The organism is Faecalibacterium sp. Marseille-Q4164 (genome assembly GCF_017377545.1).
Taxonomy (GTDB): Bacteria; Bacillota; Clostridia; order Oscillospirales; family Ruminococcaceae; genus Faecalibacterium; species Faecalibacterium duncaniae.
Window position 1 is genome coordinate 23,094 of the sequence record NZ_JAFREJ010000008.1, and the last position, 18,329, is coordinate 41,422.

The window sequence follows — 18,329 nt, forward strand, 5'->3', positions numbered from 1 at the left end:
CTGGGTCAGATTCATTTACCTTCCGATCGGCCCCATGCCCCAAAACCACCGGGCACAGCTGCCAGCTACATTTTAACACATCCGGCACCGAGGGTAAAGGCGGCAGATATCTTTTTCTTGACAGCACCCCAAAAATCGTCTATCCTTGACCTGAATTTTTTCTCTTTGGAGGTCACCCCATGAAAAAGCTGTTCCGCGCCCTTTCCCTCTGCCTGACGCTGGCCCTGTGCGTGTTCGGCAGCACCGCCGCGCTGGCCGAGGCTCCCGCCGCCACGCCCGCCCCCCAGGACGAACGTGTCATCACCGATGTAAGCCCCCTTGAGGATCAGATCCGCAACATCGTCGGCTTTACCACCAGCACCGGCGGCCCCTACGATTTTGAACAGGCCGATCATAAATCTGCCGTGCAGGCCTACGGTGCAGAACCCGCCGAGGGTGCCGTGGCCCTGCTGCGCATCTACGCCCGGGCCGAGGACCGGGGCGATGCCTCCATCAATTCCAGCGGCCACTCCTTCCTCTCGGTGCGGAACGTTTCGGACCACGACATCGAGGTGGGCGGCCTGCGGATCGCGCCCGACACCGAGATGACCTTCAGCCCCCGCGGCAACCGCTGGGAGCACACCGGCATCTGGTACAATCTGGAGGGCTACTACAAGCGCTATCTGGCCGATTCCTACTACCAGAACATCTATGCTGTCCAAACCTCGCTGGATCAGGGCCAGCTGGACGTGGTCAACCGCAACCTTGCCAAATCTGACCACTGGTCGGCCTACTTCAACTGCGCCGCCTTTACCGAGAGCATGTGGAACGCGGTCTGCGCCGACACCCTTTCCGCCGGGCAGCCCTACACCCCGGAGAACCTGCGGAACGACATTCTGGCCAAGTACGGCGATCTGGCCGCATACAACCCCCAGATTCCCTACGACTACATCGTATATTATGGCACCAGCCTGACCCCCAGCAAAGAGTTTGCCTGATTTTTTGATTTGTTGGATACAACATCTTGATTTTCACGTCATTCCGCGCTATCATGGGTGTGTTTGAATCCACGCGCCAAGGGAGGACACCATGACAGACGCATCGACCACATCAAGACCGCTGTTCAACCGTCAACAGCTCATCTCACTTTTCCTGCCGCTGGTGGCAGAGCAGGCCCTCAGCATCTCCATCGGTCTGGCGGACACCCTGATGGTCTCCTCGGTGGGCGAAGCCGCCGTTTCGGGCGTGAGCCTGGTGGACTCCTTCAATGTGCTGATGATCCAGCTGCTCAGCGCACTGGCCACCGGCGGCGCGGTGGTCGCCAGCCAGTACATCGGCCACCGGGAGCCCAAACGGGCCAAGGCCAGCGCCGCACAGATCATGTTCATTATGATCTCGCTCAGCGTGGTCACCGCCGTCATCGTGGCGGTGGGGCGGCACGCCATCCTGCGGGGCATCTTCGGCTCCATTGACGCGGATGTGATGCGCTACGCTGAGACCTATTTTCTGCTCTCGGCCCTGAGCTATCCCTTTATCGGCGTGTACAACGCCGGTGCGGCCCTGTTCCGCGCCCAGGGCAACAGCAAGATCAGTATGCTTTCCAGCCTGGTGATGAACGTGGTGAACATTGGCGGCAACGCCATCCTGATCTACGGGTTCGGCATGGGCGTGATGGGTGCGGCCACCGCCAGCCTCGTGAGCCGGATGATCGCCTGCTTCACCGTGATGTTCCTGCTGCAGAAGCCAGACTGTGCGCTGCGCATCGACCGCCTCACCGACCTGAAGCCTGACCTCGACCTCATCAAGCGCATCCTGAAAGTCGGCATTCCCGCCGGCATCGAGAACGGCATGTTCCAGATCGGCAAGCTGTCGGTCTCCAGCCTGACCAGCACGCTGGGCACCGCCGCCATTGCCGCAAACGCCGTGGCAGGCAACATCTCCAGCTTCCTGAACGTGCCCGCCTCCGCCGTTGGCATCGGCGCGCTGACCGTTGTGGGCCAGTGTCTGGGTGCCGGGGAAAAGGTGCAGGCCAAGCGCTATTCCCGCCTGCTGCTCCTGACCGCCTACGCCGGGGACTGGCTGATGAATCTTTCCGGCCTGTTCTTCCTGAACAAGCTGGCGCTCTCCTGGTTCAACCTCTCGCCGGAGGCCTACGGCATGGCACTGGAGCTGATGGTCTGGTTCAACGCTGTATCGCTGATCCTGTGGCCCTCCAGCTTCACCCTGCCCAACATCCTGCGCGCCGCCGGAGATGCCGCCTTTACCATGACGGTCAGCGTCATCTCCATGTGGGTGTTCCGGGTGGCCTTCTGCTACCTGATGGTGCTTAAGTTCCACTGCGGCCTGCTGTTCATCTGGATGGGCATGTTCCTGGATTGGGCCATGCGCTCGCTGTTCTTCTGCGTCCGCTTTGTCCGCGGCAGGTGGATGGAACAAAAGGTGATCTGAGTTTCCGTATATCCGGCCCTCTCCGCCATTGCAGTTTTGGCGGGGAGGGCCTTTTTTGTGCAGGAAACCTGCATCCTGTCTCGTATCAATAGGCAGAAGCTTCTCTCCCCTGCATCCGCTTCCCCAAAGCATACCAAATTCCGCGCGGATGTGTTCACGATTTTGTCAGCTTTTTGTCTTGTTTTCTTCGTCTTTGCGCGGTATAATCATACGCTGCAAAGAACTTTAGGCGGGGCTGCGGCCCCCATTCCAGAAAAGGAAGTGTGTTCCATGCGCAACTGGTTTTCCCGCCATCCCGTTTCGTTCATGGCGTTTTATCTCCTGTTTTACCTTTCGGCGTTCCATTGGCTCGAAGTCCATATTGCCGTGCCCGATGTTCTGGTGCACTGCCATCTGGACGACCTGATCCCCTTTTGCAAATATGCCATCGTGCCCTACTTTGCGTGGTTCGTATGGATCCCGTTCACCCTGTTCTACCTGCTGTGGAAAGCGCCCCGGGCCGACTTCTGGCGGCTCTGCCTGCCCCTGTTTGCGGGCATGACCATTGCGCTGGCCTGCTATGTCATCCTGCCCACCGGGCTTGACCTGCGGCCCTACCGGGTGTACGGCAGCGATATCTTTGCTCAGGCCGTGCGGATGCTCTATGCCACCGACACGCCCCTCAACGTCTGCCCCTCCATCCATGTGTTCAACTCCGTCACCTTGATGATGGCCTATTACCGCAGCCGCATCTTTGAAACGCCGGGCCGCCGCTGGATGCGGCCTGCCTCCGCCGTGCTCTGCGTTTCCATCATTGCATCCACAGTCCTGCTCAAGCAGCACAGCTGCATTGATGTATTGCTGGGCATCCTGCTGGCCATGGCGCTGGATACCGGCATGACCGCACTGGAACGCAGCGACGCAAGAGCCTTGCAGCGGCTCTGAATCTGTACAGAAAAACACCCATGCCGGCGCTGGCATGGGTGTTTTGCATTTTGGGGCATTACGGAGCCGGGGCAGTGAACTCTTTCAGGTGCGCTGTATCCAGCTCTTCGGCATCTTTGGCCGCTGATGTATAGGAAATTTTCAGATATTTCAGGGCCGTATCGTTTGCCAGCAGTTTTTTGCAGGTTTCCGTATCAAACGTGATGTTGTTGGTCAGATCCAGCCAGATCAGCTGCGGCATCTGGGTCAGGGGAGTATAATCCATGTCCTTGTAGGCTTCCTGTGCACCCTGAGAGAGAGACATACTCAGATACTGCACACTGCTCTCCGCCAGCGGGGCAAAGCTGTCGATCTCCGGCCCTTGGCACAGCTGCAGAAAGCTCAGATTTTCCATCTGCTTCAGCGGTTCCAGCGAACCGATCCGGGTCACGTCCAGTCTCAGGACCCGCAAGTCAGCTCCGGCCAGCTGGGTCAGATCGACCTCACTGCCGGTGATCCACAGCATCTTCAGCGACTTCATCTGCGCCAGCGCCGAAAGGTCGGAGACATTGGAATCCGCCCGGATCCCGTCACTGCCATACTTCAGCTCTACCACAGAATCCAGCTTTGCAAAGGTCGGGAATGCGCTGCTCTCCACACTGGGCACACTCAAAAGCATCAGATTTTTGCATTCCTCCAGACCTGTCAGATCTGTAATGGGTGGGGCTCCCCTTCTATTATTGACCGACAATACCTGCAAGCTGTCAAAATGCCGCAGGTCTGCCAGAGAGGTCACCGGATCATACGTTCCCTCTACGCTGACTGCGCAGGCTGCCAGCTGCTCATTGCTGTTGACGTTTCTTCCAATGTCCACCCCATCCGGTGCATCTTTGACGATGAGATCCCCTACGCCGGTTCCGGAATTTATCGAGACCCGCTGATAATCCCAGACATCGCTGTGATAGATATCTCCCTTCGGGCGGTCAAGCCATTTCCGGACGTGCTTTTCCATCACAGGGTCCTGCCACTCAATGACATAATCCTCCCCATGCTCGGCGTGACTGGCCGGAACCGTAAGTGTCGTCTGCTGAACGAAAACATCCTGCATTTCCGAACGGAAAGGTCCCGGTCTCAGATTCAAAGAGCTTGCACATGCGCTGAACAAAAGCATTGCACAAATCAACAAACTCGACGCTTTTAACATTTTACGCATAACAGGCTCCTTTCCGTTTCGGCAAAATCTCTAGTTATATTTTACCATAGATTGTTTTTTTGTAAAGAAAAACCCACGATCTTTGCACAGGCATGGCAAAAATCGTAGGTTTGCTTAAAACAGGCCTTCCGGCAGGCAGATGTCCTGCTTGGGCACCTTGTCCCAGGAAAAGTCTGGAATCAGGCTTTCCGGGGTGCGGGGAGCCGGTTCAGGTTGGAGACCATAGGCAAAGGCAAGCCTGCCCACGATCTCTTCCGCCGTATACTTTGCCCGCAGGTTTTCCAGGCTCTGGTCCCCGTCCCGTTTGGACAGGCGGCGGCCATCGGGAGCCAGCAGGAGCGGGCAATGAGCAAACTTTGGGGCGGGCAGGCCCAGCAGACGGTAAAGATAAAGCTGCCGCGCGGTGGAAGAAAGCAGGTCCGCGCCCCGCACCACCTCCGTCACGCCCATGCGGGCATCGTCCACCACCACAGCCAGCTGGTAGGCAAACACGCCATCGGCGCGGCGGAGGTAGAAATCCCCGCAGTCGTGGAGCAGGTTCTCGGTGTGGGGGCCCATACAGCCATCGGTGAAGGTGATGTCCTCATCGGGCACCATGAGACGGTAGGCCGGGGCTTTCTTTTTGCTCTTTTCGGCGATCTGCTCCGCCGTCAGCCCCCGGCAGGTGCCGGGATAGATCACATTGCCGTCGGAGGTGTGGGGTGCGCTGGCGGCATGGAGCTGGGCACGGGAGCAGAAACAGGGGTAAACAAGGCCCTGTGCTTCCAGTTTGTTATAGCTCTCGGTGTAGATGGCGGCGCACTCGCTCTGGTAATAGGGGCCGTTGGGGCCGCCGCTGCTGCCGCCCTCGTCCCAGACAAGGCCCAGCCAGCGCAGGTCCTCTTCCAGTGCGTCGGCATATTTGCGAGGGCAGCGCTCGGCATCCAGATCCTCAATGCGCAGAACGATGCGCCCGCCCTGACTTCTGGCGCTGAGCCAGGCCAGCAGGCTGCAGGCCAGATTGCCCAGATGCAGCCGCCCGCTGGGGCTGGGGGCAAAGCGCCCGGTCACAGCGCTCACAGGCCCAGCTTCCACTCGCCGTCCACAGGCTGGGAGATGGGCGTGTTATAGAACTCGGCCACGGCCTTTGCCATGTACTCGGCATCCTTGCAGCTGGCGGTCTCCATTGCGGAATGCATGGCCAGCTGTGCCAGACCGATATCCACCATGGGGATCAGGATCTGGTGGCCCAGCAGGTTGCCCAGCGTGGAGCCGCCGGGAACATCCGCGCGGTTTGCGGCCACCTGCACCGGCACACCGGCCTTTTTGCAGATCTCGGCAAAGGCAGCGCCGGTAAAGCCGCTGGTGGTGTAGGTCTGGCGGGCATTGTACTTCAGCAGCACACCGCCGCCCATGACCGCCACGTTGGCGGGATCGCTCTTTTCGGGGTGGTTGGGGTGGGTGGCGTGGCCATTGTCAGCGCTCAGCAGCAGGCTGTTGGTGCAGGCACGGATGCTCTGCTCCCGGGTGACCCCCAGTTTTTCCTCAATGCGGGCCAGCACATTGGCCATCAGGGTGCCCTGTGCGCCCTGCCGGCTGGAGGAGCCCACCTCCTCGTTGTCGAACATGACCCACATATCACCCCGGCCTTCCTCCTCGCCGCGGCCCTGCAGGAAGCCCCACAGGGTGGTGTAGGCACATTCCAGATCATCGATGCGGCCGGACATGAAGTATTCGCCCTTCAGGCCCACGCGCTCGGCCTTTTCCCGGGTGCAGAGCACCAGGTCAGCGTCCACGATATCCTCTGCCTTGACCCCGGCCTCCTCAGCCAGAGCGTCCCGCAGGGTGGAGCCCGCCTCACCAAAGATGGGCTGCAGATCCACCTGAGGGTTGTACTTCATGCCGTTGTTCAGGTCATGGTTGAAGTGGATGCAGAGGTTGGGGATGACAGCCAGCGCCCGGTCGGGGTGGACCAGCAGGCTCCGGATGCCGTTCTCCGTGCGGACCAGAATGCGGCCCGCCACGCTCAGGGGACGGTCCAGCCAGGTGGGCATGATCATGCCGCCGTAGCCCTCGGTCTCCGCCTTGGCAAAGACAGTGTCCTTGCCGCCGTCCAGCTGCTTGATGCGCCAGGTGGGAGAATCGCTGTGGCTGGCGGTGACATGCCAGCCGGTCAGCTCACCCTTGGGCATCCGCCATGCCAGCACGGCAGAGGCATTGCGGGTGGTGTAATATCTGCCGCCGGGCACCAGCTCCCAGGCTGCACTCTCGGGGCAGTTCTGGTAGCCGTTCTCCTCCAGGAGCTTCACAGCCGCAGCCGTGGAGTGGAAGGCGCTGACACCGGCGTTCAGAAAATCGAAGAGACCTTCGACGGAAAAGGTGTTATTCTGCATTTTATGTTCTCCTTTATTTTCAGGTTATCCATTGCTAAACCTCTCCGTCATTGCTTCGCAATGCCACCTCTTCTAATAGGAGAGGCAGGGGCCTTTCTTGGCTCCCCTGTTAGAGGAGCTGTCGCCGCAGACAACTGAGAGGTTTCGCCACAATTATACCGTTTCTCTTATCAAAATGCAATCACACCGGGGCCATCTCGGCAAGCTGCTGTTCAAGCGCATGGCGGAGCTGGGCGGCGTGCAGGCCGCAGACCAGCTGGACCCGGGTGCCCTGCACCACAAGACCTTTATGGGGCAGAGAGAGCAGAGCCCCCATATCCAGCAGCGAGGCATCCCGCACCGTGAGCCGGAGGCGGGTGAAGCAGTTTCCCAGCTGGGCGATGTTCTCCGGCCCACCCAGCGCGGCAATGAACCGGCACACCTCCTGCGGGTCGGTGTACGGGGACTGGTCTGCGGAAAGGGCAGCTTCCCGGCCCGGGGTGGGCAGATCCTTTGCCTTGATGAGGATGCTGAACGCGGCAAAGTAGGTCAGGATCTCCGCAAAGCCCAGCAGATAGAGCAGCGGCATGTTCTGCAGCTGCTCCCCGGCGCTCAGGTTGAACACCAGCGACCCCAGCAGGTTGGAGGTAAAGGCCCGGACATGCAGGACATGGAGCAGCACCATAAAGCTGCCCGTAATGACCGCATGGGCCACCCAGAGCAGGGGCGAAACGAAGCAGAACAGAAAATCAATGGGCTCGGTGATGGAGGCCACCGAGGCCGTGACCGCCAGCGGAATCATAGCGGCGGCGGTACGGGCACGGTTCTCTTTGCGGGCCGTGAAGATGAAGGCCGCTGCAATGCCCAGATAGCCAAAGGTCTTGGTGAAGCCGGTGTACATCCAGACGATGCCGTCTGAGAGGGGCAGGCCCATGGTGTACTCGGTCATGCAGACGGCGTAAGCACCTGTGTAGGTCACAGAGCCTACGGTCAGGCTGCCGCCCAGCGAAGAGAACTGGAAGGGCATATAGATGAGGTGATGCAGGCCGGTGGGGATGAGCAGCCGTTCCAGAAAGCCGTAAAGGAACACACCCGCGTTCCCTGAAGCCGCGATCCAGCCCGTGAGGGCGCTGACCGCCCGCTGCAGCGGCGGGCAGACAAAGCAGAACCCCAGCCCCAGTGCCACCGCCAGCGCCGACAGCCACAAAAACGACCACCGCAGGCCCGAATAGAGCTGGGTGATCATGCCATAAAACTGCTTTTCGCAGGTGCGGTTGAAGAGCCACGCCGCCGCAAAGCCCAGCACGATGCCGCTTGCCACGCCGGTGTCCACCACCTGAATGCCCAGAATGGTGGTCTGACCCGTGCCCGCAAGGCCGGTCATCCCGTTCGGCTGGGCAAGCAGTCCCAGCGCTTCCAGCGCGGTGTGGTTGGCTGTGAGGAACACAAGGTAAGCCATCAGCGCCAGCAGGGCGGCATCCTGCTTTTCGGTTTTGGCGCGCACGGCAGCCACCCCCACGCAGAGAATGACGCTGAGGTTGTTGATGAGCACCATCATCCCGTTGTAAAGCAGCTGACCCATCAGCTGCAGCGGAGCCCACTGCAGCACCGGCAGCGCCTGACACAAGGGCTTGCTGGTGAGCAGCGCCCCCAGCACCAGCAGCAGGCCCGCCGCCGAAAGATAAGACAGCGGCGACAGCAGCGACTGTGAAAAGCGTTCCAGCCGCCGCAGAAATTTCTGCATCCGTTTCTCCCCCTTTTCCCGGTTCTTCACTCATTTCTCCCAGTTTGACCATGGCCGAATTATACGCGCCAGCGCAAAAAATGTCAATCCCGCCCGACTGAGAAAAAAAGGACAAAAGTTTGTATAGTTTGCACAGCCGGGGTGAAAAATCGTCCTGCGCACGCCGATTGACAACAGCCCGGCAGAACAGTATACTAGAAATGTACCAGAGCAGTTTCTCCGGCAGATGGGCCGGAACACGATAAAAGGAGGCTTTCCTATGATTCGCAAGCGTATTCTTTCCCTGCTGGTCTGCGCCGCCCTGCTGTGCGGCGTGCTGGCAGGCTGCAGCACCTCTTCCGGCAGCACTGCCGCTTCCAGCTCTTCCGCTTCTGCAAGCGAGAGCATCCCCTCTTCCACTGTGACCGCCGACACTGGCAAGGTGGGCCCGCTGGACGCAGGCGAGAACTCCCTGTTCTCCCTCTCTGACCCGGACGATGCCTTTGCCCCCTGCCTCGGCTGGGGCCCCGGCGTGTCCGGCTGCTCGCTGAAATCCGTCATCGCGGCGGCTTCCCTGCTGAAATGGGCCGATGGCTGCAACATGAGCATCCAGCCGGTCAGCGACATCAAAGATGCCTATACCCAGTGGTTCGACAGCCTGAGTGCCGATGACCAGCAGAGCTTTGCCGATGCCTGGCCGCTCATCAAGGCCGATGCCGAGACCCTGCTGACCGACAAGGACAGCATGACCGGCCGCATCGAGGATGCCGGTCTGGATGCCAAAGAACTGCCCGGCTGTTCCGAGGAAAACTGGAAAGCCCTGGCCGATGTCATTGACATACTGGTCCCGGCTTCCAGCGAGTATTGATCGTTCCGTCTGCCCCTGAATGCAAGAGACATAAAAATAAGCCCGACGTTGTCGGGCTTATTTTTATGTCTCTTGCATTCAGGGTGTACTGGCGGGTGCCCATGCCGATCTTTTCGGCCTGCTCCAGCGTTGCCTTCCACTCGACATTGGGGTTGGAATCCTTGAAGTTGTCGTGGTGGCAGTTCCAGCCGGGCTTTGCAAGGTTCTGGCCCAGCTGGCTGTTGGGCAGGGGCTGTGCGTTCAGGCAGGCATCGGCACAGGCCTGATCCAGCGCCACGGGGTCAAAGGAGGCAAACATGCCAATATCCGGCAGGATGGGGGCATCGTTCTCGCCGTGGCAGTCACAGTTGGGGCTGATATCCTGCACCAGGCTGATGTGGAAGCAGGGGCGGCCTGCACAGACGGCGGCGGCGTACTCTGCCATCTTGCGGTCCAGCTCCTCGTTGGCGCTGCTGTCGATGGAATAGATGGCATCGAAGTTGCAGGCACCGATGCAGCGGCCGCAGCCCTTGCACTTTTCGTAATCAATGACCGCCTTGTTGTTCTCATTGTAGCGGATGGCATCGGAGCCGCACTCTTTGGCGCAGCGGTGGCAGCCGCGGCAGAGCTCCTCCTGCACGGCGGGCTTACCGGAGGAGTGCTGCTCCATCTTGCCCGCACGGGAACCGCAGCCCATGCCAATGTTCTTGATGGCTCCGCCGAAGCCGGTCGCTTCGTGGCCCTTGAAGTGGGTCAGGCTGATGAAGATGTCGGCATCCATAATGGCGCGGCCGATCTTGGCGGTCTTGCAGTATTCGCCGTTGGGCACGGGCACCTCAAGCTCATCGGTGCCGCGCAGGCCGTCGCCAATGATGATCTGGCAGCCGGTGGTCATGGGCCAGAAGCCGTTTTCCTGCGCGCAGCTCAGGTGCTCCAGCGCGTTCTTACGGCTGCCCGGGTACAGCGTGTTGCAGTCGGTCAGGAAGGGCTGGCCCCCCTGCTCCTTGCACAGGTCTGCCACCACCTTAGCGTAGTTCGGGCGCAGGAAGGCCAGGTTGCCCAGCTCGCCAAAGTGCATCTTGATGGCCACGAACTTGCCGTCCATATCAATGCTCTTGATGCCCGCCGCAATGCACAGGCGGCGCAGTTTTTCGGTCAGGCTGGTGCCCACAGGACACCGGAAGTCGGTGTAATATACAGTCGATGCTTCCATAGGGATCTCCTCCGTTTTTGACAATTTCAGGCGCGGCACTCTCCCGCCGCCGGGTTCTCTCTTTATGGCTCCAGTATAACACAAGGCCGGGGCCGGGGCAACTGCCCCAGGGCGCAAAAAAGCCGCCCGTGCGGGCGGCTGGGGGGGTTGGGGAGCAATTTACGCAATGGCGGTGATGGCAGCCACGGCCAGGACGATCAGGCCCAGCACGATGCGGTAAAGACCGAAGAACTTGAAGTTATGGCGCTTGACGTAATCCATCAGGAAGCGGATGGCGGCAAGGCTGACCACAAAGGCGACCACGCAGCCCACCACGAGGACAGCGATCTCGGTGCCGGTCATCGCAGCGCCGGAGAGAACAAACTTGACCACCTTGAGCAGGGACGCGCCCGCCATAACCGGGATGGCGAGGAAGAAGGTGAACTCGGCCACACAGGCACGGGACAGACCCAGCAGCAGGCCGCCCACGATGGTGGCACCGGAGCGGGAGGTGCCGGGGATGATGGCCAGCATCTGCCACACGCCAACGATGAAGGCTTCGCGGTAGGTGATCTGTTCCAGCCGGGTGACATGCGGGGCGGTGCGGCGATTCTCCACAAGGATGAAGAGGACACCGTACAGGATCAGCATGGCGGCGACTGTAATGTAATTGTAGAAGCGGGTCTCAAACCAGTCGTCCAGCGGGCTGATGATGAGCACCGGAATGGTGGCGGCCACTACCTTGAACCAGAGCTGCCAGACGGCAGGTTTGGAGCAGACGCGGCCATGGCGCAGGCCGAAGGGCCAGAGCTTATTCCAGAACAGCACCACCACGGCCAGAATGGCACCCAGCTGGATGACCACGCGGAACATGGACATAAATTCCTCGCTGGCGTTGAACTTGACCACCTGCTCCACCAGGATCATGTGGCCGGTGGACGAGATGGGCAGCCACTCGGTGATGCCCTCCACAATACCCATCAGGATGGCTTTCAGTATTTCAAGAAACATGGGTTCTCCTCCCTGCAAAGCAGCACAGGCGCTCTGCACACATTCAGATTGGGTTCGCTCTCCAGTATATCATATTCTGAGAGCCTGCGCACGAAAAATCACAAATTTTATACAGGAGCACTGTCTGCTTTTTCTGTATTTATCTGCCGCGGGAAATATGCTATACTGGACACAACGTTTTTCCCTGTGTTTCCTTCTGACACGGAATGCCGGGCCAGATAACAACAGATTTTGAACAATGAGGTGACATCCATGAATATTCTGGTGATCGGCTGCGACCAGGTGGGCGCGGCACTGGTGCGGGATCTGGAACGCATCGGCCATGATATTTCCCTGATCGAAAAGGACCCCGAGCAGCTCAAGCGGCTGGACAGCTTTGATGATTATTCCTTTGGCGGCACAGCCCTTGTGGGCGACCCCACCGATCCCGACATCCTCAAGCAGGGCGGCGTGGAGAACTGCGACGCGGTGGCCGCTGTGAGCGAGGATGACTCCGTGAACCTGATGGCTGCGCAGATCGCAAAGAACATCTTCCGGCGCGAAAAGGTCATCTGCCGCGTCTCCGACCCGCATTTGCAGGTGCTCTACCACAAGACCTACGAGCTGGACACGATCTGCCCCACCATCCTGACAGAACAGGCAGTGTTCCGTGCGCTGGCGAAGTGAGGTTTTATCCCAAAATAGTTTTACCCAAAGTAATACGAGGTGTCAATATGAAAGTTTGTATTGCAGGCGGCGGGCGTGTTGGGCGGTATCTGGCCCAGAGCCTGCTGACGAACCACCATTCGGTGGTCATCATTGAACCCATCGAGGCCCAGTGCCGGATGCTGGCAGATTCGCTGGACATCCCCGTGATCTGCGGCGATTCCATCAGCGTGGACACCCTGCGCACCGCCGATGTTGGCAGCTGCAACGCCTTTGTGGCCGTGACCGGCTCGGATGAGGACAACCTCGTGGCCTGTCAGATCGCCAAGCGGGAGTTCGGCGTGGACCGCACCGTGGCCCGGGCCTCCAACCCGAAAAACCGGGAGCTGCTGCACACCTTAGGCGTGGACACCGTGGTCTGCGGCACCGACAACCTGAGCCACATTCTGGAACGGGAGATCGAGACGGATACCATCCGCCAGCTGCTCAGCCTGGGCGGCGGCACGGCCAGCCTGAACGAGATCCTGCTGCCCGAGAACTTCAAGTTTGCGGGCAAGGCCATCATGGATGTGCCCATTCCCGGCGATGCCATTCTGGTCAGCATCACCCGCGACACCGAGTTCATCATCCCCCACGGCAACACCGTTCTGCTGCCCTGGGACCGCATCCTGGTGCTGACGCAGGACGATACCTTGCACCTGCTGACCGATGCCTGGGAGCTGAACAGCAAGTGACGGAGCGGGAGCTGCGCCGCACGGCGCTCATCATCCCGCCCCGGGGCCGGGCTGTGCTCTGCTGCTGGGCCGCCATCCCGGGCCTGTTGGCGGCTCCCTTTGTGTTCTGGCAGAGCCTGCCTGCCGGGGTGGTGTTCTGCCTGCTCTGGGCCGCACTGGTGGCGGTGGTGTACCAGCGCGCCTGCAGCTATGCCGCCGCGCTGGGCGCGGAGACCCTGACGGTGTACTCCGGCATCGTCTTCCCGCTGCGGCGGGCGATCCGATGCAGGGCCGTAACAGGGCTGTTCCAGCTGCGCACGCCGCTGCTCCGGCTGGCAGGGGTATCGGTGGTCGTCATCACGGCACCGGGCACGCGGCTTATTTTACCGGCGGTCCCGGCAGAGCAGGCCGCTGCCCTCACCCATGCCCTTGCGGAGGAGATCCGATGAATGAACGCCGCCTGCACCCCTTTACCGTCCTGCGGTTTCTGCGCAAGACGCTGGTGGTCTATCTGCTGCCGCTGGTTCAGGTGCTGTTTGAGCGGAACTGGACAGCCCTGCACACGGCTCTGCGGCAGGATGCGCTGCTGTTCCTCTTACTCTGCGCAGTGAGCTGGGGCATCCTGCGTGTGAGCAGCTGGAGCATGGATGACACCGGAGTCTTTCATCTGTACTGGCGGCTGGGCATCCGGCTGGATCGTGCCCTGCGGGGCGAGATGCTGGCGGCACTGACCATCGACCGGCCCCTGCTCTACCGGATGGCCGGGGCAAGCCGCCTGACCCTTTACCCGGTGGGCGCGGTGCAAAAGCACACCCTTTCGGTCTGCCTGCCCAAAGCCGATGCCGAGGCGGTGGCAGACCAGCTGATGCCTCTAGTAAATCCTACCCTGCACCGGCCCGCCGGAGGGGAACGGGCGGCACTGGGCTTTCTGGGGGCCAACGGCCTCTCCACGCTGGCCCTGTTCGTGCTGGCCGTACGCCAGACCCGGGATGTTCCGGACTGGAACCCTGCCGTTTTTGCCCAGATCCAGGTGAACTTTCTGGCCCAATTCGCGGCGCGGTGGCTCCCTGCAGGCGCGGCGTGGCTGCTGGCGGCCGCAGGCTTTCTGCTGGGGGCCAGCCTGATGCGCAGCTTTGCCCAGACCGTGCACTACACTGTCTGGCACACGGCCGACCAGATCGGCAGCCGGGGCGGCTGGCTGGGGCACTTCGAGTGCCGGGTGCGGACAAGCGAGATCAGCTTTGCAGATGTCCGCATCTCCCCCGCCGCCCGGCTGATGAAACGCTGGCCGGTCTTTGTAACCGCGGGCGGCTGCTCCCCCGAGCTGCCGCTGTTCGTCTACCGCAGCGGCGAGGAGGCATTGTTCCGGGAGCTGCTGCCGGAGTTCCGGATGCCGCCTGACCTGCTGGCCCGCACCGAGCAGCGCAGTCTCATCTTTTTTGCACCGGCAGGCATTCCCTTTGCCCTCTGCCTCCTGCTGACGCTGGTCTCGGCCACAGTGCTGCCCCAGCTGACCGTGACCCTGCTCATCCCCACGCTCTTCTTTGGGGCACTGCTGGCCGGGGCCGCGGCCGGCTACCGACGGGAGGGCCTCTGGCTGCGGGAGGGCCGCATGACCCTGCGGCGGCAGCAGGGGCTCTACCTGCACTGCATCTGTGTGTTTCACCCGGATGTCTGCCTGACCGCAGCACAAAGCCCCTGGGCTGCCAGCGTTGGCCGCACCAACCTGACCCTGACCTTTCCCGGCTGGGTAAAGCTCAAGGTGAGGAGCGTGCCGCTGCGGGATGCGGAGAATTTTTTCAGATTTATGGAAACGAATTAAACCTCTCAGCCGCCGATCGGCGACAGCTCTCCCAATAGGGGGAGTCCTTGGCATAAAGATAAAGCTATTTGTTTTTAGGGGAAGTAAAATTGTTATGATTCATACGGTATTATTTGATTTGGACGGCACTTTGCTGAACACCATCGATGACCTGGCCGATGCAGGCAACTGGGTGTGCGCACAGCACGGGTGGCCGGAGTTTACGGTGGAGCAGTTCAAGCACATGGTGGGCAACGGCATCCCGAAGCTCGTGGAGCGGTTTTCGCCCGCCGATGCCCGCACACCGGAGCAGCTGGCCGCTACGCTGGCGGAGTTTACCGCCCGGTACGATGCCCACAAGGAGGACAAGACCGCGCCTTACCCGGGCATTGCTGCCCTCATTGACGCGCTGAACACCGCGGGCGTGCAGTGCGCGGTGTTCTCCAACAAGGCTGACCCGCTGTGCGGCAAGATCATCGAGCATTATTTCGGGGCAGGTCGGTTTGTTCTGGTGCGGGGCAGCCGCCCGGGCGTGCCCACCAAGCCCGACCCCACCGGTGTTTACAGCCTGATGCAGGACCTGCACGCAGACCCTGCCAGCACCCTGTTTGTGGGCGACAGCGATGTAGATATCCTGACCGGGCACAATGCCGGTCTACCTGCCATGGGGGCGCTGTGGGGCTTCCGGGGCCGCGCAGAACTGACTGCTGCCGGAGCCGATGCACTGGCCGGCGTGCCTGAGGATATTTTAGAATACGTTAGAACACATTAAAGGAACGACCCTCTCCGGTGCTGTGAAGCACGGACGGAGAGGGCCGATTTTTATTTGCAGACTGTTCACAGGATGTTTCTTGCATAAATTCCCCTGTTTTCCTATAATATAGTTCCTATTTGAAACAATTGAGAAACGGAGGACTTGCCCCCATGGCAGCTGAAAAGAAAACTTCCCCCAACGTAGAGAGCCGCCTGCGCCACAACATCCTGAAAATGCCCCAGGAGGTGTATGCCGCCAGCGGCATCGTCATCAACGGGCGGCGGCTGAAAAGCTTTGTATTCACCACCGACCTTGCCATCATCCGCAACTGCGACGCGGACGCGGTGTTCGCGGTCTATCCTTTCACGCCACAGCAGGCCATCAGCGATGCCATCATCAAGGCATCCTACATCCCGGTGTTCTGCGGTGTGGGCGGCGGCACCACCCATGGCGTGCGCACCCTGAACCTTGCCCGCGACGTGGAGAGCCAGGGTGCCATGGGCGTGGTGCTCAATTCCCCCATCTCTGACCTGAACCTGCTGGCGGTCTCGCGGGTGGTGGACATCCCGGTCATCATCACAGTAACAAAAGAGAACACCAACATCCAGAGCCGCATTGATTCCGGGGCATCCATCCTGAATGTGGCCTGCAGCACCGACACGCCCCGGGTGGTGGCAAAGATCCGGGAGCAGTTCCCGGATGTGCCCATCATCGCCAGCGGCGGCAAAACCGGCGAGAGCATTTCCGCCACCATTGCGGCGGGTGCCAACGCCATTACCTACACGCCGCCCTCTCCGGCTGTGCTGTTCAAGGAAATGATGGAGAAATATCGGGAATGATTTACGCAAGACGCTGTAACTTTTTTCTGTTACAGCGTCTTTTTTACGCCATGAAAGGAGATATTTCAGAAATTTTTGAATTTTTGCGAAATAATTGTTGACAAATCGCGGTCGATTGGCTATAATAATAAAGCACTGTTCAAGTGCACAAAATAAATATGGCGGTATAGCTCAGTTGGCTAGAGCATTCGGTTCATACCCGAAGTGTCACCGGTTCAAATCCAGTTACCGCTACCACGTTACAGAGTTTCGCTAAGATAAGGGGGACGGTCGTCCGCAGTAGTGGATGATGGATGTCGGAGGTTTTAGCGAAGCTCTGTGTTTTTGAGGCCCGTTGGTCAAGCGGTTAAGACACGGCCCTTTCACGGCTGTAACATGGGTTCGATTCCCGTACGGGTCACCAAAAAGCTTCTGATTGAAAAATCAGGAGCTTTTTTCTTTTTGTTTTTTCTACACAACAAAACCCCGCCGTCTGCATCACGCGGACGGCGGGGTTTTCAACATTTTATGAGTGCTTTGTGGAAAAGCTCAGGCTCAGCCCTTCTTGTGGGTAGGAACCATAACTTCCAGGCCGCCCATGTAGGGCTGCAGCACCTTGGGGATGGTCACGGAGCCATCGGCCTGCAGATGATTCTCCAGGAAGGCGATCAGCATACGCGGAGGAGCCACGCAGGTGTTGTTCAGGGTGTGGGCCAGATAGGTCTTGCCGTCCTTGCCCTTGACGCGGATGTGCAGGCGGCGTGCCTGTGCATCGCCCAGGTTGGAGCAGGAGCAGACCTCGAAGTACTTCTGCTGGCGGGGGCTCCAGGCCTCGATATCGCAGCTCTTGACCTTCAGGTCAGCCAGATCGCCGGAGCAGCAGTTCAGCTGGCGCACGGGGATCTCCATGCTGCGGAACAGCTCCACAGAGTTCTTCCAGAGCTTCTCGTACCAGTCGGCGCTCTCCTCGGGACGGCAGACCACGATCATCTCCTGCTTCTCGAACTGATGGATGCGGTAGATGCCGCGCTCCTCGATGCCGTGTGCGCCCTTCTCCTTGCGGAAGCAGGGGCTGTAGGAGGTCAGGGTCAGGGGCAGAGTTGCCTCGTCCAGGGTCTGGTCGATGAAGCGGCCGATCATGGTGTGCTCACTGGTACCGATCAGGTACAGATCCTCGCCCTCGATCTTGTACATCATGGCATCCATTTCGGGGAAGGACATCACGCCCTGCACCACGTTGCCGTGCATCATAAAGGGAGGAATGACATAGGTGAAGCCCTTGTCGATCATAAAGTCGCGGGCATAAGCCAGCACAGCCTCGTGCAGGCGGGCAATGTTGCCCAGCAGGTAGTAGAAGCCATTGCCGGCAACGCGGCCAGCAGCGTCCATATCGATGCCGTCAAAGCTCTCCATGATCTCGGTGTGGTACGGGATGGGGAAATCGGGCACCACAGGCTCGCCAAAGCGCTGAGCCTCCACGTTGTAGGTGTCATCGGGGCCGATGGGCACGCTGGGGTCGATCATCTGGGGGATGGTGTACATGATCTCCTGGATGCGGTCAGCCAGCTTGGCTTCCTCGGCTTCCAGCTCTGCCATCTTGTCCGCGTCGGCCTTGACGGCGGCATTGTTGGCATCGATCTGTGCCTGCAGCTGGGCCTTCTGGGCCTCATCGGTGCACTTCTTCAGCTGACCGAACAGGGGGCCGTTGGCCTTGCTCAGCTTGTTGCGGGCAGCCTTCAGGCTCTCAACTTCCTTCAGGCACTCGCGGTACTTTGCGTCCTTCTCGATGACTTCATCCACCAGAGGGAGCTTGGCATCCTGGAACTTCTTCTTGATGTTTTCCTTGACAGCATCCGGGTTGTCACGGACAAATTTGATATCAAGCATGATTTACTCTCCTTACTCTATTTCGGTTCGCATGGGGCGGGTAA

The 18,329-nt window shown here is 60.0% G+C and carries 17 protein-coding genes and 2 tRNA genes; 12 read left to right on the forward strand and 7 right to left on the reverse strand.

The features are described from left to right. The first annotated feature begins 179 nt into the window (after window positions 1–179). The 3 genes from J3352_RS08795 (at window position 180) to J3352_RS08805 (ending at window position 3,351) form a co-directional block, all read left to right on the forward strand. Window positions 180–977, forward strand: a complete 798-nt coding sequence (locus tag J3352_RS08795) for a hypothetical protein (RefSeq protein ID WP_156066877.1) — start codon at window positions 180–182, stop codon at window positions 975–977. A 91-nt stretch (window positions 978–1,068) separates the two neighbouring features. After that, the gene (locus tag J3352_RS08800) at window positions 1,069–2,427 is read left to right on the forward strand and encodes an MATE family efflux transporter (RefSeq protein WP_156066874.1); all 1,359 of its coding nucleotides are present in this window, start codon (window positions 1,069–1,071) and stop codon (window positions 2,425–2,427) included. A gap of 270 nt (window positions 2,428–2,697) precedes the next feature. Continuing rightward, on the forward strand, window positions 2,698–3,351 hold the full coding sequence (locus tag J3352_RS08805) for a phosphatase PAP2 family protein (protein ID WP_242699919.1): 654 nt from the start codon (window positions 2,698–2,700) through the stop codon (window positions 3,349–3,351). A 58-nt stretch (window positions 3,352–3,409) separates the two neighbouring features. Here J3352_RS08805 and J3352_RS08810 read toward each other — a convergent pair whose 3' ends face one another. From J3352_RS08810 to J3352_RS08825, 4 genes are all read right to left on the reverse strand, one after another. Beyond that, window positions 3,410–4,438: a leucine-rich repeat domain-containing protein gene (locus tag J3352_RS08810; RefSeq protein WP_005929212.1), complete on the reverse strand. Its 1,029-nt coding sequence runs from the start codon at window positions 4,436–4,438 to the stop codon at window positions 3,410–3,412. 219 nt (window positions 4,439–4,657) lie between these two features. After that, on the reverse strand, window positions 4,658–5,602 hold the full coding sequence (gene gluQRS, locus J3352_RS08815) for a tRNA glutamyl-Q(34) synthetase GluQRS (RefSeq protein ID WP_156066871.1): 945 nt from the start codon (window positions 5,600–5,602) through the stop codon (window positions 4,658–4,660). After that, complete coding sequence (locus J3352_RS08820; RefSeq protein WP_156066868.1) at window positions 5,599–6,915, reverse strand: M18 family aminopeptidase; 1,317 nt, start codon at window positions 6,913–6,915, stop codon at window positions 5,599–5,601. The genes gluQRS and J3352_RS08820 overlap by 4 nt, the downstream gene beginning before the upstream one ends. 181 nt (window positions 6,916–7,096) lie before the next feature. Continuing rightward, entirely contained in the window at window positions 7,097–8,638 is a 1,542-nt protein-coding gene (locus tag J3352_RS08825) for a PTS transporter subunit EIIC (protein ID WP_156066865.1), read from the reverse strand. A 259-nt stretch (window positions 8,639–8,897) separates the two neighbouring features. Here J3352_RS08825 and J3352_RS14285 point away from each other — a divergent pair, with 259 nt between their 5' ends. After that, on the forward strand, window positions 8,898–9,485 hold the full coding sequence (locus J3352_RS14285) for a hypothetical protein (protein WP_242699920.1): 588 nt from the start codon (window positions 8,898–8,900) through the stop codon (window positions 9,483–9,485). On the opposite strand, the gene J3352_RS08835 is transcribed toward J3352_RS14285, so the two are convergent. Beyond that, window positions 9,448–10,677: a DUF362 domain-containing protein gene (locus J3352_RS08835; RefSeq protein ID WP_242699921.1), complete on the reverse strand. Its 1,230-nt coding sequence runs from the start codon at window positions 10,675–10,677 to the stop codon at window positions 9,448–9,450. The genes J3352_RS14285 and J3352_RS08835 overlap by 38 nt on opposite strands. A gap of 159 nt (window positions 10,678–10,836) precedes the next feature. Then, complete coding sequence (locus J3352_RS08840) at window positions 10,837–11,667, reverse strand: undecaprenyl-diphosphate phosphatase (protein ID WP_005929199.1); 831 nt, start codon at window positions 11,665–11,667, stop codon at window positions 10,837–10,839. A gap of 252 nt (window positions 11,668–11,919) precedes the next feature. On the opposite strand from J3352_RS08840, the gene J3352_RS08845 reads away from it, so the two are divergent. From J3352_RS08845 to J3352_RS08880, 8 genes are all read left to right on the forward strand, one after another. Beyond that, window positions 11,920–12,333 (forward strand): TrkA family potassium uptake protein, encoded by a 414-nt coding sequence (locus J3352_RS08845; RefSeq protein WP_005929195.1) that lies wholly within the window; start codon window positions 11,920–11,922, stop codon window positions 12,331–12,333. A 47-nt stretch (window positions 12,334–12,380) separates the two neighbouring features. Then, window positions 12,381–13,046 (forward strand): TrkA family potassium uptake protein, encoded by a 666-nt coding sequence (locus J3352_RS08850; RefSeq protein ID WP_005929193.1) that lies wholly within the window; start codon window positions 12,381–12,383, stop codon window positions 13,044–13,046. Further along, a complete protein-coding gene (locus J3352_RS08855) occupies window positions 13,043–13,474 on the forward strand; it encodes a hypothetical protein (RefSeq protein ID WP_005929191.1) in 432 nt (143 codons plus the stop codon). Before J3352_RS08850 ends, J3352_RS08855 begins: the two co-directional genes overlap by 4 nt. Then, entirely contained in the window at window positions 13,471–14,847 is a 1,377-nt protein-coding gene (locus tag J3352_RS08860) for a hypothetical protein (RefSeq protein WP_005929189.1), read from the forward strand. Before J3352_RS08855 ends, J3352_RS08860 begins: the two co-directional genes overlap by 4 nt. Before the next feature lie 94 nt (window positions 14,848–14,941). Next, window positions 14,942–15,598 (forward strand): HAD family hydrolase, encoded by a 657-nt coding sequence (locus J3352_RS08865; RefSeq protein WP_005929188.1) that lies wholly within the window; start codon window positions 14,942–14,944, stop codon window positions 15,596–15,598. A 152-nt stretch (window positions 15,599–15,750) separates the two neighbouring features. After that, window positions 15,751–16,419, forward strand: a complete 669-nt coding sequence (locus J3352_RS08870; protein ID WP_005929187.1) for a hypothetical protein — start codon at window positions 15,751–15,753, stop codon at window positions 16,417–16,419. 160 nt (window positions 16,420–16,579) lie between these two features. Continuing rightward, a tRNA-Met gene (locus J3352_RS08875) sits at window positions 16,580–16,656 on the forward strand. 91 nt (window positions 16,657–16,747) lie between these two features. Next, window positions 16,748–16,822, forward strand: a tRNA-Glu gene (locus J3352_RS08880). A gap of 131 nt (window positions 16,823–16,953) precedes the next feature. Here J3352_RS08880 and serS read toward each other — a convergent pair. Further along, entirely contained in the window at window positions 16,954–18,285 is a 1,332-nt protein-coding gene (gene serS, locus J3352_RS08885; protein ID WP_005929185.1) for a serine--tRNA ligase, read from the reverse strand. Window positions 18,286–18,329: the final 44 nt, after the last annotated feature.

Bases quoted from the DNA above. Each gene is read 5' to 3' on its own strand.
- J3352_RS08795 (WP_156066877.1), top strand. From the start codon at position 180: ATGAAAAAGCTGTTCCGCGCCCTTTCCCTCTGCCTGACGCTGGCCCTG.
- J3352_RS08800 (WP_156066874.1), top strand. From the start codon at position 1,069: ATGACAGACGCATCGACCACATCAAGACCGCTGTTCAACCGTCAACAG.
- J3352_RS08805 (WP_242699919.1), top strand. From the start codon at position 2,698: ATGCGCAACTGGTTTTCCCGCCATCCCGTTTCGTTCATGGCGTTTTAT.
- J3352_RS08810 (WP_005929212.1), bottom strand. From the start codon at position 4,438: ATGCAGGATGTTTTCGTTCAGCAGACGACACTTACGGTTCCGGCCAGT.
- J3352_RS08820 (WP_156066868.1), bottom strand. From the start codon at position 6,915: ATGCAGAATAACACCTTTTCCGTCGAAGGTCTCTTCGATTTTCTGAAC.
- J3352_RS08825 (WP_156066865.1), bottom strand. From the start codon at position 8,638: ATGCAGAAATTTCTGCGGCGGCTGGAACGCTTTTCACAGTCGCTGCTG.
- J3352_RS14285 (WP_242699920.1), top strand. From the start codon at position 8,898: ATGATTCGCAAGCGTATTCTTTCCCTGCTGGTCTGCGCCGCCCTGCTG.
- J3352_RS08835 (WP_242699921.1), bottom strand. From the start codon at position 10,677: ATGGAAGCATCGACTGTATATTACACCGACTTCCGGTGTCCTGTGGGC.
- J3352_RS08840 (WP_005929199.1), bottom strand. From the start codon at position 11,667: ATGTTTCTTGAAATACTGAAAGCCATCCTGATGGGTATTGTGGAGGGC.
- J3352_RS08845 (WP_005929195.1), top strand. From the start codon at position 11,920: ATGAATATTCTGGTGATCGGCTGCGACCAGGTGGGCGCGGCACTGGTG.
- J3352_RS08850 (WP_005929193.1), top strand. From the start codon at position 12,381: ATGAAAGTTTGTATTGCAGGCGGCGGGCGTGTTGGGCGGTATCTGGCC.
- J3352_RS08860 (WP_005929189.1), top strand. From the start codon at position 13,471: ATGAATGAACGCCGCCTGCACCCCTTTACCGTCCTGCGGTTTCTGCGC.
- J3352_RS08865 (WP_005929188.1), top strand. From the start codon at position 14,942: ATGATTCATACGGTATTATTTGATTTGGACGGCACTTTGCTGAACACC.
- J3352_RS08870 (WP_005929187.1), top strand. From the start codon at position 15,751: ATGGCAGCTGAAAAGAAAACTTCCCCCAACGTAGAGAGCCGCCTGCGC.
- serS (WP_005929185.1), bottom strand. From the start codon at position 18,285: ATGCTTGATATCAAATTTGTCCGTGACAACCCGGATGCTGTCAAGGAA.